The following is a 14,095-nucleotide window of genomic DNA, read 5'->3' on the forward strand; positions in this document are numbered from 1 at the left end:
TGTGTTTTACTATAGCCGCCATTAAAAATTCAATAAGCTTCAGGATGATCGCTTATATATTACCCTTTCAAGCCATCCCCCAAACCACATGGATGAGGTGACTCGTGAATTCATTGATTAAGCATAATAGGAAAGCTTCCTACATCTATCTGTGCAAAGGCTGCATCCTACTAACCAGTGGCACTCTGGAAAGTGCCTACTACTGTCACAGCGCATTAAAAATAGTGTTTGCGATGGAACAAAAACCTTTTATGATCAAGCACCGTCACGAGGAAACTCTGGCAGAGGCTAGTATTATCAAGCCCAATTATCCGCATCATATCAATTGTTATGGTGCCTGGCATGCGCTACTACTGATCAACCCCGAATCTGAACCCGCCAAAATGATTGATCAGTGTTATTTACATAACACAGATATTTACCATACGGCTACAACCTCCACCCAGTGTTTAAAGCAATCGCTAGCGATGTTTATCAATACTAAACACAGCGCCAGTGACGCAGAGCAACTTATCACCACCTTAATAGCCCACTTCACTGGCGAAACCTCTGCAGCAAAGGCCATTGAGCCTCGTATCCAAACCGTTATCGATAGCATTAATGGTCCGGATGGCAGCCTGCGGCCTATTAAATGTTTTGCTGAACAGGTGAATTTATCACCTAGCAGATTGTCACACTTATTTAGCCGGGAAATGGGGCTGCCTCTAAAACAGTATTTACTGTGGCAGAAGCTTTATCATGCTGGTTTTAGGATTGCTAAAGGCGAGTTAATTCTCGAGGCTGCGGCAGCGGCTGGCTTCTCAGATGCAGCGCATTTTACCCGAGAGTTTGCTAAAGTCTTTGGCCTACCCCCATCAAAAATATTAAAAGCAACAGAATCAATGCATCTGATTTCTGATAGTATTTTTACTCGTTAACAGCATCAAAGGGAGAGGACTATGACAACGATCCAACGCTGTAACTGGTGCGGCGATGACCCCATCTACCAGCACTATCATGACCACGAATGGGGCGTACCTGTTTATGATGATCAAACCCTGTTTGAGTTTTTAACGCTGGAAGGCGCACAGGCGGGTCTATCCTGGATTACTATTTTGAAAAAGCGTGAGGGCTATCGCAAAGCCTTTGCTAACTTTGAGGTTGAGAAGGTAGCTCGCTTTAGTGATAAAAAGCTGGAAAAATTATTGCTCAACCCAGAGATTGTGCGCAATCGCTTAAAAGTCTTTTCAACGCGAAAGAATGCCCAGGCTTTTATAAAAGTACAAAAAGAGTTTGGCAGCTTTTCGGACTATATCTGGGGCTTTATTGATGGTCAGCCGATCCAGAATAATTGGAAAAACATGTCTCAAGTCCCTGCAACTACCGCCGAGTCGGACAAGATCAGCAAGGACTTAAAAAAACGGGGCTTTAGTTTTGTCGGCTCAACGATAATCTATGCGCATATGCAGGCAACCGGCATGGTCAATGACCATATTACCGGCTGTTATCGCCATAAGCCGCTAAAGAAAAAATAAGGCTAATACAACGGCCCTAGCGTGGATATAAATACACCGACAGCGCTTCACGCTGCTGCTCGTTTAAAGGAAATACCGGCATGGGGGGTGTTGGGCCTGGAAAAAAACCGCTAACTCAGCAGGCGTATAGCGCTCAGCCAGGTCTTTTAATGGCCGAACCGGCCTCATAGCGGTGGCTTGCTCAGGGTCATGGCAACTACCACAGCGGTACTGACGGTACAGCCCTTCACCCTGCTGCTGCAATGCCTGCCGCTGCTCATCACTATAAGTCGCCAGAACTTGCTGGGGGTCAACCTTTACCGCCGCCGGTGCTGCCATCTCATGGGTAGGTACCGGCTGAGCGGCTTCACCGTAGGCAACCCGGAAAATGGTACCGGAATAATCATCAGAAATATAAACACTGCCATCAACGGCTTCGACCACATCCGCGGGGCGACCAATCACATCGGCCTCGCCCTTAAAGCCGGTTAAGAAATCTTTTTCCGTAATACTGCCATCATCCTGCCAGTGCAGAGATACCACCTTATAGCCATCTCTTTCACTGCGGTTCCAGGAACCATGGAGTGCCACCAACGCAGATTTTTCAAAACCGGGAACGGTGCTATGACGTAGAAATTGTATACCCAAAGGCGCATTGTGAGCCCGAAAGCCATGGACTGGAGAGATAGCCGTGGCCAATAGCTTATCTTTACCCGCTCCCAGATCAGGGTCCAAGTCGCCAAAGCCATTGATATAAGGCCAGCCATAAAAACCGCCCTGCTCTATTTTATTCAGCTCACAGGGAGGGAAGTCATCCCCCAGCAGGTCGCGACCATTATCTGTGGCATAAAGGCTTTGATCCCAGGGAGCCCAGTCAAAGCCAACGCTATTACGCAAACCGGTCGCATAGATACTCAGTTCGCTGCCATCGGGCTTAACCCGCATCATGGTAGCGCGCTGTGGGTCTTCTTCTTCACAGACATTACAGGTAGAGCCTGAGGTTAAATACAACCAACCATCAGGGCCCACACCAACGGTTTTAGTCCAGTGGTTACCACTGTCCATCAAGCCTTCAACAATACGCTGGTAGTCACCTTCCAGCTGGCCGCTTTGCTGGTCAAAACGCACCTTACCCAATGCGGTAGATTCAGCGACATATAACCAACCATCAGCCATATCCAAACCGTGGGGTTTAACCAGCCCCTCCAGCAACACACGCTGACCATCGGGCAACCCGTCACCATTGGCATCGCGTTCCAATAACAGTACATCACCGCTGCGAGGCCGGGAGACAATTAAGTCACCCTGCTCGGTCATATGCATAAAACGAATCTTGCCCAGCCCTGAGGCATAGCGATAGACGCTAAAGCCTTCAGGCACCTTATACCGCTGTTCTACCAGTTCTGCTGAGGGGCTTTCAATGCCATAACCCATAATGGCATTGAGTAACATTTTGGCGCTGGTCGCTGAGCTCTCAGAGCCAAACTGTATAAATAAGAAGGGCGCTGCTATTGCAGCCAATAGCAATACCGCCACTGTGATCACCAAGCGTTTAAGGAACGTTTTCATAAAATAGTGTCGTTAAAGAATGAAGTGGCATTATTGTTATACAACGGGATGGAAATTAACAGCCCTCAATCATAAAGACTGGCCACCTTCCGACGCTAGCGCAATTCAGGCCTGCTTTAGAAAGTTAATAAACTCTTCATCGTTAATAGGTCTGGACCAGAGGTAACCCTGCCCTTTTTGGCAATTAAGCTCACGCACCAACTTGGCCGTTGCATCATCTTCAATGCCTTCTGCTACCGTCTCAATACCCAGGCTGGCGGCCATCTGCACTATGGCGGTCACAATTGCTTTATCCTGTGGCGACTCAGAGAGTTTTGAAATAAACGAGCGGTCGATCTTTAATACTTCGATATCAAAGTTTTTAAGATAACCCAAGTTAGAATAGCCGGTACCAAAATCATCGATGGATAAATGAATATTGGCCTTTCTCAGGGCTGCCAGATTCTCAGATACTTCTGGTGAGTCATTCATTAACAAGGATTCGGTAAACTCTAACTCTAATAAAGCCGGGTCCATCTTTAGATCTTCCAGCGTCGATAAAATAAACTGGGCGAAGTCGGCATGCTTAAATTGCAATGGCGAGACATTCACCGCTACGGTCATTGGGTGTTCAGTCAGTGTATTCCAGCGCACACACTGGCGGCAGGACTCAGCAATCACCCACTTGCCAATCGCCACCATTTCACCGCTTTTTTCAGCCAATGGAATAAATGTCAGAGGAGGAATGCTACCTCTGGTGGGGTGATACCAACGCAGTAACGCTTCAGCAGTACTGATGCGGCCGGTTTGTAAATCGATTTGCGGCTGAAAGTGTACGGCCAATTGATTCTCTGCAATAGCCGAACGTAAATCAGCAATCAGGCTTAGGCTATCAGCCACCTCTTTATCCATACTCTCATCAAAGAAGTGGTAGGTGTTTTTTCCGGTATCTTTACCGTGGTACATGGCCACATCTGCCTTGCGGCAAATGGTATCAAAGTCAGTCCCATCATCAGGCACAATCGCAATACCGATAGTCGCTGTACAAGACACCTGGTGGTCACTAATCTCCAGCGGATTTTTAACCACATTGGTGACTTTATCCGCCATTTGCATGGCTTCTTCACGTTTGCCGGCATCTTCAAGGATAATTAAAAATTCATCGCCACCCAGACGACAAATATGATCCGATTTACGCAAGGCCTGCTCTAACTGACGGGATATATAAGTAATATACTCATCCCCCACATCATGTCCCAGAGTATCGTTAATGGTTTTAAAATCATCGAGGTCCAAAAACATCAAAGATACAGAGGTATAGTTACGCAGCGCCCTGTCTTTTGCGATTTCAAAATATTCTTTAGCCATAGAGCGGTTTGGTAAACCCGTTAGAAAATCATGATGAGCCAGCTGGGTAATATTAGCCTCGCTGATCTGCAAGCGACGGTTCTGATCTATAAGCTCCTTAAAGGCGTTATTTAATTCACGGGAAACACGGTGACACCAATAGCAGGCAATGGTAATTAATATGGCAATCAGTATGGAGTTAGTCGTGCTATTTCGGGACAAGGGAAATTCATGGATGCCTGCATCATGGAAATACCCCATTAATAGCACATTAATAATAAATAGCCCTAGCAGTAACGGGGCCACTATGCGGTGAGCCATTAATAATGAAAAAACAAAAATACCGGGAAAAGCTAGTAAGGTTTCATCTCTGGCCCCTTCACTGGTCCACATAAAATATAAGGAGGTGCAACTAATCATCACCGCGAATATAGTGCCGCCCAGTTCTGGCCTGCCTTTTCTGGCTATATAGCCGCAGAGGGAGAGCAAAAACATGAGTACCAGCAAATAAGCGGCATGATTCAGATTGCCAATAGCAGCACGTTGCACCACGATTAACAACAGGGCTATCTGGGTGGCAAATAGAATTTGCTTAAGGCGAGCGCTATTGTATTTTCTATTAACGGGCTCGGCAGTGATTGATTCGGACATAAGTACAGCTATAAGGGTTTAATAACGTCTGTTCGCTATTAGTTATTATTATCCTTACTTGGATTTTCATCGGGGATGAAGGACGCAGCGTAAGCCATTACACGGCCGTTTTGACTATCTGCTAAGTATAGTCCAGTCAGCACAGCGCAATAACTTATTGGCCATTATGGTTACTGGCTCACATTTTTTATAAAACAAAGATTTGTAAAATGACGAGTGATTAATAAGGCAAGAAGTCGAAGGAGTAATTGACTCGGGTTTTAATCACATTATCAGCAGGGAAACGAATTAACTTTACGCGAGACAGGATTTTTCTATTTAACGCCTCATCGCCCAACTCACTGGAGATCAGCTTAGCTTCGGAGACAGAGCCATCCGGCTCAATCAGCAATTCAAACACATACTTCCCTTCCAGCGTAGGGTCTTTGCGTAATGCCCGATTATAGATGGCAAAAATAGCGCCTTTGTTTTTATCCATAATCCGGCGAATGGATTCGTCACTGCGACCACCGGAAACTGGCGCGGCAGCCGCTTTGCCTTTTTTCTTTGCCTGCTGATCAATAGGGCTGGAAACCTTGGTTGTCTCTTTGCCCGATAAGGCAGAACCACCCGTATCCTGGCTTAGGGCCGCTGTTTTAATGCCACCACTACTGGATTTAGCTTTGGAGGTAATGATAGAGCGCTCAACTTTGGCCGCTTCGGCTTCGCCGCGACTGAGGTTCTGCTTCGATAAACTCTCGACATCAACGCTGTCACGCATATCGGCCAAGTCATCTTGAAAAGCCAATAAGCCAGAAACCGCCGCTGTCTCTTTTGCCTGTTTGACTAAATCAACAGGCTGCGGTTTTGGTTTGGGTTTAACATCTTCTGGCTTTTTCTCTTTAGGCTTTGCTTTTTTCTTTTCTTTGGGCTTGGGCTTGACCGGTTCAGGCTTGGGTAATTCTTTTTTCTCCAGAATGACACGCGCTAATTGCGGCGGTAGAGTTTCTTGCTGTTCCCGGGTAATCTCAGCCACCGGCAATAAAGGCATAGCAATCGCAAAGACGGAGAGGATCCCCAAACAGCTCCAGAGGATTTTACGGAAGCGGCTATCTTCCTGTTCCGTAGAAGACCAGGGCAAGATTAAATCAGGGCCAATCACCATTGCCACGACTTAGCCCTCTTCCACAGTAGTTGAGCTATTGGCTTCAATAAACGCCTGCTCATCCATTTTTGGCAGGGCATTAACCGCCAGAGAGATATCGCGATAATCGGCTTGGGCGCAGGTACTCATCACCCGTTTTAGCAAGGTATAAGGAATATTCTGGTCCCCCATAATGGTGACAGAACGGCCCTGTTGTTTTTCCTGATCCGTTAATAACGGTTTTCTTTCCGCCAGATATTCCAGTTCTTTGGTTAAACCCGCAATCGCATCTTGATCCGAATTAAGAATATCGGCAACGCTGGCGACGGAGCGCCCCTGCACAATAACATCGGTTTCACTAATTTTGATCAGCAGGGATAAATCCGGCTTTTGCTCCGCCACGGAATCTGGCAGTTTGATATTTTTATCGGACTGCAGCACTTCAACATCGCCACTATTTACCATCAGGAAGAAAACCAGAATGGTAAATATATCCATTAAGGAGACCAGATTTAGCTTGGAGTTCTGTTGCATACGGCGGTGATTTCTCGCCATACGTTTGGCCCGCAATGAACTTTTCACTGGTCACCTCCCGCGGCCATAGCGACAGGGGCATCGCCAAAGGAGACTTCCGGGAATAACTCGGCATCAACCACTGACATGGCGACAACCGCCTTATAGGAGCGCACGGTATCCATGGCAGAGACTATTGACTGATAGGTGGTTGCAGGCTCTGACAAAATAGTAATGCGGCGATTATCGATACCCTGCTCACGCAACTGGCGTTTTACTTCCTGCAATACCAGGCTCAGCATATCAAAATCATGGACTAAGGGTTCGCCTTCAGGCTTAGGCTCTTGGCCCTCTGCCAATGCCACCGCCTTACGCGGAATACGTTTTAATAAAATACCACGGGGTAATTAACCAACAAAGCCTCTTCGCGGATTAACAGTTCGATCTGCTGTTTCTCTGGGCCATCACTGGCATCACCCATAGCACCATCGGGCAATTTAATATCCAGCACGGTAATTTGTGAAAACACCATGCCCAGTAGCAATACCGGCACCAGCACAATCATCAAATTCATAAAGGCCGTGATATCCAGCTCTGCGTCTTTGCGTTGCAGGCGGCTATGTCTGACTCGTCTCATTGAAAGGCGTCCAATTCGTCAGGGGGTCTTATACGGCATCCGAGGTACGGGTATTGGCGGTAAAGGTCTTATCAGACAACATATTCAGCACCTTCACTCCCGCCATTTCCAGGCTATCTACAATCTCCGTGGTTTTGGTTTGTAGCAGTGCATGAAATAGCAGTAAGGGAATGGCCGAAATCAGACCAAAAGCGGTGGTATTCATCGCCACCGAAATACTTTGTGATAATAAACTCGCCTTCTCGGCGGGGTCGGCATTGGCGACGGCGGTAAAGGCCGCAATCAAACCGATAATGGTGCCCAACAACCCTAATAAGGTAGCGATATTGGCCAGAGTCGCCAAATATTGGGTGCGCTTCTCCAAGCGGGGCAAGGCTTCCATCACTCCCTCTTCCATTGCATATTCAATATCATCTCTGCGCTGGCTCTGGGCCATCCGGGCAATGCCAGCACCAATAATACGGCCCATGGGTGCCGTTGACTGGTTGGCCGCCTTTACCACGCCTTTGAGGTCGCGCTTTTGCAACATCGGCATTAGCTGGTTAAAGGCTTTGCGGTTAGACATCTTCGCTGAGGATAGAAAGATCCAGCGTTCGATAGCAATGGCCAGGCCGCAGACCAATACCACGGCAATGGGGTACATAAAGGTACCACCGTCTTGAAAGAAGCGAACGATTAGGCTGTAGAAATCCATGGTGATTCCTTGTCTCTGTCAAAAATGGATTTGGGCTGAGGTCTACTAACCACAGCACAGGTAATAGTAATGATTAATAATAGCTTTTTTTTAAGAAATTTCTGTGAACCTTGGCCCAGAGAGAAAATAATTGTCGACTGAGTCGCAATACCTGGTCATATACAGCGTTATTCCTGCGTAGGTGCAGTGGTAGGGTGGGTTGTAGTTCTTTATAGGCTGGGAACGAGCTGCACTGGGCAGGGGTTTGCGCTTTCTTTCAAATGGTTAGCCCGTAGGGTGGATTATAATCCACCGGCATATGGATGCTAATGGTTGGGCTTGGTGGATTGTAATCCACCCTACAGTAAGGTTTTGTCCCTGCCAGCAATATGTGAAGGCGGGAATCTAGATGTCCGCCTCTTCTGGAATAACCGCCTCGCTGATGATTTTATCCTGATAACGTAACTCCCTTAGTAGCTCGTCCCGGTCAACCTCCTCAAACACCCCGTCCACCAAACTCTGCAATGGCTGGTAGATCAACTCAGGGGTATCGGCCTGCTGCCAGGGCACAATATAAAGCACCTTGGGTTGCTCCTGATTACCGGTCACTGTACTGCGTAAAACAACCTGGGCTTCCTGAGCGAACAGGGTTGAACTGGCATAGACAGTGATGATAGCTAGCAGTAATTTCATGGCTATTGCCCCGCGGCTTTTATTCGACGCTGTGTATCGACAATCCAACCCGCTACCTGCCGGTCGGGCTCTGGCTGCAAGTTCTGGTATTGCTGATAGTGCGCCAACGCTAATGCTAATTTACCCATATATAAATCATAGAGAATACCAAGGTTTAGGTGCCCTTCCGGATAATCAGGCCACACCACCAGAGCTTGCTGGTATAAAGCTTCTGCCTCGTTAAACTGTCCCTGCTCTCGTAAGAAAATAGCGTATTGATTATAAGCCGATAGATTGCTGCTATTGGTGGCAATCGCCTGTTTAAACATTGGCGCCACTTTCGCGGTCTGTTCGGTACGGCTATAGAGCTGCGCCAGACTGACATAGGGCCCCGATAACTCTGGCGCCTTAGCCGTTAACCATTGCAGATGCAGCTCAGCTTTAGCCCAGTCTTGATTCGCCAGAGCCGCTTGTGCCTGCTGATAATGATCACTGGCGGCGGCACTTACTGCCGGGCGGTTTTGCAAATAGGGGTTGACCGCTTTCGACGGAGCCAGGGTTGCACTGTCTTCTACCGGCTGCACGGTACTAGTCGTGGGTACAAACTGGCAGGCACTGATCAGTAGCGTTAGTACCACGAATAGCGTGATGCGCTGAGTACCGTTAATAAATCGCATTAGCACTATCCCCCTGTCGTTCTTTTTTGCCATAACGGGCAGGTAATAATTCACTCATCGCGGCAAAACTCTTTTTCACCCACGCATCATAAACCCCGGCCCAACTGCGCTGAATATTGGCTTCGTGAATAGCAATGGCTTTTTCTTCAAAGGGGAAGGCCTGCTCTTCCAGTAAAATATCATATTGCTCCAGCGCCAACGCATCCAAATTACCCGGACGCTGCGAACTCATTAAATCTTTACTTAGTTGGCTATATACGGAGGCAATGCGATAAGTCGCCAAAGTGGCAAACTCTTCTACGCCATAATCTACTACCTGGTTATAGGCCTTCAGGGTTTTATCTAAAGCACTCTTTTTCTTTTTCAAACTGTTTTTGAGTGGCAGTGTTAGGCGCTGCTGTTTAAAGCGTTGGTATTCATCATCCGCTAAAACGCTGCTGGAAAAGGCAGCCAAATAACGTGAGCGCTCGGTGCGCTCAACACCGGCGCCTTTATCAGCGGCTATCATTTTCTTTAGCCAGAAACGACGCTTGTAGTCTTCATTGGCATCCAGATATAACTCACTTAATTGATAGCGGGCTTCCATGGCGATGGGAAAAGGTTGCGGGTAAGCGTGCGCGTAACTGCGATAGCGTAATATCGCCGTTGGCTTATCCCCCGCTTTGGCATAATTTTCTGCAGCCTGATAAAGGGACTCCTGCTTAATCGCCTCATCTTCACTGCTTTGATAAATCGCGGTTAACTCATCACCGGCCTTGGCCCATTCACCATTGGCCTCATAGGCAACAACCATTTTAGCGGGAATATCCGCCGACAATGGATTATCCGGGTAGTCATTACGGAAGGCGTCCATCACCACTATTGCACTGCCATAGTTAGCACTGGCCATCAACGTATTGGCAGCATCGTAACGAGCAGTGGCACTGATCGCCGAGGATGGCGCGACGTCGGCCACCCTTAAAAACTGTTTAACGGCCAGCACAGCATCCCCTGCGGCCAGAGCTTGCTCGGCTTGTTTATAAACACTAGCCGCCAGTCGATCCACGATGGCCTGGCGATCGCTATCATTAGGGGCTAATACTTGCAGGGTTTGCTGATAGGCATTTTCAGCCTGGTCATACTGCTGTAACTCAAAGGCACTGTGGCCAATCACAATCCAGGCGGTTTTTCTTAGGCCCTGCTCTGCGGGAGGGTCGCGCCGGGTCAGTTGCCGAGCCGCGGCTATGGCATGCTGATATTCTTTTAAGGCTAATAACTCTTCTGCCGATTTGGTGAGTACGGCAGCGGCACGAGGGTCATATTGATAAGTACTGGCAAAGCGCAGCTGGCTGGCAATTTTTAGCCTTACCCAGGTTTCCTCAACCGAGATACCGTCAACCACTTGCTTGCTGGCTTCGGGCAGTTGCTGCAATAAAAAACCATAGGCGACAATGGCAGAATAACCGGCACTGGCACCCCGCTTATCATCCGGGTATTTATAGGCCACAACCTCGTAGGCTTCTATAGCTTCATCAAATACGCCCGCTTCAAAACGGCTTTCGGCAAACAGAAAGTGCATTTCCGGCACTTGATCATCTTCTGGAAAGGTATCGATAAACTGCTGGTAATAGTTACCCGCTGTCAAAAAATCACTAACAGCGACCGCCTCCAGACGAGTTCGCTCTTGCTGTTTTAGCTGATTATTTTTGGGAGCCGCCAGTCCCTCGCGACCGCCCTGTGCTTTAGCGTGATAATGGCGCGCCAATTCCGGTAAGTACTGTTCCAGAAACGGGCGAATATAATCTCGACTCTGCTCGGTTTTTTGCTGCCAGTAGTCGCTGTAGATACCGTAGCTGTTAATATAATTTTCTTTTTCTTGTAACACATCGTCTGGAAAGCCCCCGGCAATATAGGCATCAATTAAACGGGCATAAAAAACCGGTGACTGGTCTGCGGATGGGTAGCGGTTAATATAGGCTCTATAAGCCTCTGCACTATCACGATAACGCTCTTGTTTTAAATAGTGCTGCCCCAGATTGTCATAAAGTAGCGGTAAATAATGACGCTCACCCAACGAGTCATATACCTCGGCAATAGTGTTAGCACCATCCAGATAACTAAAGACAATACTCATGACCTTAAACACATCCTGGGTCAACTCTCGCTGGCCACGCTCTAATGTTTGCACGTTGTTATCAGCGGGGACATGGTTATCCAGTACCTGGGAAAAGGGTTTTAAAGACGCTCGGTAACGCTCTTGCTTAAACAAGGACCAGCCGTACATATATAAAGCGTTCTGGTAGTGTTGGTGATTAGCGCCTTGCCGGATAACCTCGTTATAAGCCAATCCGGCATTGGGATAATCGCCACGGGAGAAAAAGATTTCTGCACGACGAAATTGGGCTTCGCCATAGTGCCCGGAGCTTGGATAGTCAGTGACCAATTGATCAAGCACGAGCATGGATTGATCACTATTGCCTTCAAGGTCATAGGCCTTGGACAACTGGTATAGCAGGCGGTCATTACCGGGGTGGTTGGGATGATTGTTTAACAGGCTTTGATAAGCACTGATCGCCAGACCAAATTGGCCACCGACGGCTTCTTGCTCATAGAGTTGTTGCTCACCGCGCTTCATTTCCAAACCGGCAAGGCGGCGCTGAACGCGCAAGCGTATATCCGCATCATCGGTAACCTCTAACACCTCTTCGTAGGTGGCCACCAAGGTATCCAAATCCACCGCCGGTAACTCAGCTGTTTTATCCGGCATAATAGCTGGACTTAAATCGGCCAGAGTAGCTTGTGGCTCGGCCTCTTTATCGCTATCAGAAAAATAGCTGTTATAAATCATCATCGAACAGCCGCTGTTGCAAACCACAACTGTAGCAAGTAAGAGATAACGCAGTGGCATCAGGCGGCTCATGGTATTGACTCCGCACTGCCTGCATCATACAAACGAGCAACAGCAAGTTTCGCCTGGCCTAAGTAATAAGATAAGCGCTGCTGTTGTTTTTCCAATTCATTGATAGAGAGCTGGCGAATATCTTGCTCAGCCTGAGTTATAGCCTTGGTCACATCCCTACTACGGGCGCTTAAGCGAGTTTGTAAAGCCAGCACATCTTTAGCAAAAGCATCGTTGTAGCGAGTTGCTTCGAGGCTTTCTATACGCTGTAATCGCTGTGCGGTTTGCTCTAACAGAGCATCCACTTCCACTAATTGTTTTTTATATTGCCAGCGCCTTTCGCTATCGCTTTCGCTAGCCTGCCAGTACAACAAGCCCTGATATAAACGTAGCTGCTGCTGTTCCTCGTTAATATCGTAGCCAGCATCCTTTAGCTGTTGAATAAGCTGTTCTGCATGGCTGGCGATAGTCCATAGTTCTAACTCTTGCTGGCTAATAAAGCGCCGACCACTGGCCTTCTCCCCATCTGCCAAGGTCTGCTGCTGTTGCAATGTTTGCTGTAATAGCAGCAGCTGCTGATAACGCTCTCGATAGGCTTCGCGCTGGGACTGGCTGAGGTTGTCCTGCCAAATACGTTGCTGTGTCGCTAACACGGTTTCCATACCAGACAGGCGGGTTTCAGCCTGTTGCAGATACTCTTGCATTTTAATCAGGTCACTTAAATCCTTAACCGCGGATTGAAAATGGTCCTGGGCAATCAAATGCGATAAATAGGGTGTTTGATTATTGATCGGCAAATAATCCTTGCCCATAATCCAGTCGTCTCCCAAGCCTTCATCTTCAGCGACCAGCTGTAACAAAGGCAGTTGCTTAAAGCTATCGACTGCTGTGGCCAGATTATTCAGCTCCTGCTCAAAAATACTAATCGCCTTTTGATATTCACTTAACGCGCTGGCTTTGGCGTCCAGCTTTTCATACAGATAAGGGATGGCTAATAAGCTTTCCTGTACGCTGGGGTCCATTAAGGAACGCTGACTCAGTGCTTGCCAGGGAGATAAGGCCCGCTGATAGTTTTGCTGTTGTGCCGCCGCCCAACCGTAGCCCAACATAGCCCGCTCTACCTGTGGGCTATCTAACCGGACTTTAAGAAAATCATTAATCGCTGACTCAAAATCACTGCCGCCCAAAGCCGCATAGCCGGAGGCTGTATAGGCGCGGTCTTTCAGCAGATAGCCCTCTTCACTCTCAAGCTCCAGATTGGCAATTTTTTTAAACGTAGCAGCGCCCTGACGCCACTGGCCCGCCAGGGTTTGCCTGGAGCCGTGATTAAAATAAAAATATGCGCGCCAGGGGGAATTAGCAGACAGTGGCGCAATAGCCGCTTTAGCGGCTGCGACATTGCCGTCGTTCAGCAATAGCTTAGCCCGCAGAAATTGATATTCTTCGAGTAAGTTAGTCGGTAAATCATTGGCCGATATATTGGCCAATACTTTTTTGGCCTCAGCTATATTACCTTGCTGGTCATATAATTTACCCAAATAAAACCAGGCGCGATTACGTGTTTGGCTGTCATCCAGGGTCGTTAATAACTGGGTAAATACCGCTTCTGATTGCCGCCCCATACCATAGGACAAACTCATACCTCCCCGCAGCAGCTTGGCGGACGCCTGATGATAAGGCATATCCGCCCGAGCCTCGCCGACCAGGGTTTCAGTCAGGGCTTCAAAATACTGCTGTTGGAAATAGTGATAGAGAATAACGCCGTAACGTAAATCCTGCACTTCCTGGGGAGGTGCAGACTCGCCGGCCTCATCGGCATTAACCGATAAGGCAGCCAGTAATATCAGGCTAAGGAAAGGTGTTAAACAACGATTAAGCATCCC

Annotated in this window: 11 protein-coding genes and 1 pseudogene; 2 read left to right on the plus strand and 10 right to left on the minus strand. The window is 48.0% G+C overall.

Going from position 1 to position 14,095, the window contains the following annotated elements; genetic code table 11:
• The first annotated feature begins 233 nt into the window (after positions 1-233).
• Both BST96_RS00815 and BST96_RS00820 read left to right on the plus strand, forming a co-directional pair.
• Positions 234-917: a helix-turn-helix domain-containing protein gene (locus BST96_RS00815; protein WP_157117806.1), complete on the plus strand. Its 684-nt coding sequence runs from the start codon at positions 234-236 to the stop codon at positions 915-917.
• Between the two features lie 21 nt (positions 918-938).
• Complete coding sequence (locus BST96_RS00820; protein WP_085756871.1) at positions 939-1,514, plus strand: DNA-3-methyladenine glycosylase I; 576 nt, start codon at positions 939-941, stop codon at positions 1,512-1,514.
• Between the two features lie 63 nt (positions 1,515-1,577).
• Here the strand turns inward: BST96_RS00820 and BST96_RS00825 are convergent, their stop codons facing one another.
• The 10 genes and pseudogenes from BST96_RS00825 to BST96_RS00870 all read right to left on the minus strand — a co-directional run bounded on the left by BST96_RS00825 (position 1,578) and on the right by BST96_RS00870 (position 14,092).
• Positions 1,578-3,062, minus strand: coding sequence for a PQQ-dependent sugar dehydrogenase (locus BST96_RS00825; protein ID WP_085756872.1), 1,485 nt, complete (start codon positions 3,060-3,062; stop codon positions 1,578-1,580).
• Positions 3,063-3,167: 105 nt separating this feature from the next.
• Positions 3,168-5,039: a putative bifunctional diguanylate cyclase/phosphodiesterase gene (locus BST96_RS00830; RefSeq protein ID WP_085756873.1), complete on the minus strand. Its 1,872-nt coding sequence runs from the start codon at positions 5,037-5,039 to the stop codon at positions 3,168-3,170.
• Between the two features lie 220 nt (positions 5,040-5,259).
• Positions 5,260-6,183: an AgmX/PglI C-terminal domain-containing protein gene (locus BST96_RS00835; protein WP_085756874.1), complete on the minus strand. Its 924-nt coding sequence runs from the start codon at positions 6,181-6,183 to the stop codon at positions 5,260-5,262.
• A gap of 9 nt (positions 6,184-6,192) precedes the next feature.
• Positions 6,193-6,744, minus strand: a complete 552-nt coding sequence (locus BST96_RS00840) for an ExbD/TolR family protein (protein ID WP_240554871.1) — start codon at positions 6,742-6,744, stop codon at positions 6,193-6,195.
• A pseudogene (locus tag BST96_RS00845) lies at positions 6,741-7,312 on the minus strand (ExbD/TolR family protein). The gene BST96_RS00840 and the pseudogene BST96_RS00845 overlap by 4 nt, the downstream one beginning before the upstream one ends.
• A 28-nt stretch (positions 7,313-7,340) precedes the next feature.
• A complete protein-coding gene (locus BST96_RS00850) occupies positions 7,341-8,006 on the minus strand; it encodes a MotA/TolQ/ExbB proton channel family protein (RefSeq protein WP_085756875.1) in 666 nt (221 codons plus the stop codon).
• 384 nt (positions 8,007-8,390) lie between these two features.
• On the minus strand, positions 8,391-8,678 hold the full coding sequence (locus BST96_RS00855) for a hypothetical protein (RefSeq protein ID WP_085756876.1): 288 nt from the start codon (positions 8,676-8,678) through the stop codon (positions 8,391-8,393).
• A 2-nt stretch (positions 8,679-8,680) separates the two neighbouring features.
• Positions 8,681-9,334, minus strand: a complete 654-nt coding sequence (locus BST96_RS00860; protein ID WP_169713854.1) for a tetratricopeptide repeat protein — start codon at positions 9,332-9,334, stop codon at positions 8,681-8,683.
• The gene (locus BST96_RS00865) at positions 9,321-12,233 is read right to left on the minus strand and encodes a tetratricopeptide repeat protein (protein WP_085756878.1); all 2,913 of its coding nucleotides are present in this window, start codon (positions 12,231-12,233) and stop codon (positions 9,321-9,323) included. The genes BST96_RS00860 and BST96_RS00865 overlap by 14 nt, the downstream gene beginning before the upstream one ends.
• Positions 12,230-14,092, minus strand: coding sequence for a tetratricopeptide repeat protein (locus BST96_RS00870; RefSeq protein ID WP_085756879.1), 1,863 nt, complete (start codon positions 14,090-14,092; stop codon positions 12,230-12,232). The genes BST96_RS00865 and BST96_RS00870 overlap by 4 nt, the downstream gene beginning before the upstream one ends.
• Between the last annotated feature and the right edge of the window lie 3 nt (positions 14,093-14,095).

Origin of the sequence: Oceanicoccus sagamiensis (assembly GCF_002117105.1) — a bacterium.
In the GTDB taxonomy this organism is placed as follows: domain Bacteria; phylum Pseudomonadota; class Gammaproteobacteria; order Pseudomonadales; family Dasaniaceae; genus Oceanicoccus; species Oceanicoccus sagamiensis.

Coding starts and splice junctions, on each gene's coding strand:
- BST96_RS00830 (WP_085756873.1), bottom strand. CDS start 5,039: ATGTCCGAATCAATCACTGCCGAGCCCGTTAATAGAAAATACAATAGC.
- BST96_RS00855 (WP_085756876.1), bottom strand. CDS start 8,678: ATGAAATTACTGCTAGCTATCATCACTGTCTATGCCAGTTCAACCCTG.
- BST96_RS00860 (WP_169713854.1), bottom strand. CDS start 9,334: ATGCGATTTATTAACGGTACTCAGCGCATCACGCTATTCGTGGTACTA.
- BST96_RS00865 (WP_085756878.1), bottom strand. CDS start 12,233: ATGAGCCGCCTGATGCCACTGCGTTATCTCTTACTTGCTACAGTTGTG.
- BST96_RS00870 (WP_085756879.1), bottom strand. CDS start 14,092: ATGCTTAATCGTTGTTTAACACCTTTCCTTAGCCTGATATTACTGGCT.
- BST96_RS00820 (WP_085756871.1), top strand. CDS start 939: ATGACAACGATCCAACGCTGTAACTGGTGCGGCGATGACCCCATCTAC.
- BST96_RS00815 (WP_157117806.1), top strand. CDS start 234: ATGGAACAAAAACCTTTTATGATCAAGCACCGTCACGAGGAAACTCTG.
- BST96_RS00825 (WP_085756872.1), bottom strand. CDS start 3,062: ATGAAAACGTTCCTTAAACGCTTGGTGATCACAGTGGCGGTATTGCTA.
- BST96_RS00835 (WP_085756874.1), bottom strand. CDS start 6,183: ATGGTGATTGGCCCTGATTTAATCTTGCCCTGGTCTTCTACGGAACAG.
- BST96_RS00850 (WP_085756875.1), bottom strand. CDS start 8,006: ATGGATTTCTACAGCCTAATCGTTCGCTTCTTTCAAGACGGTGGTACC.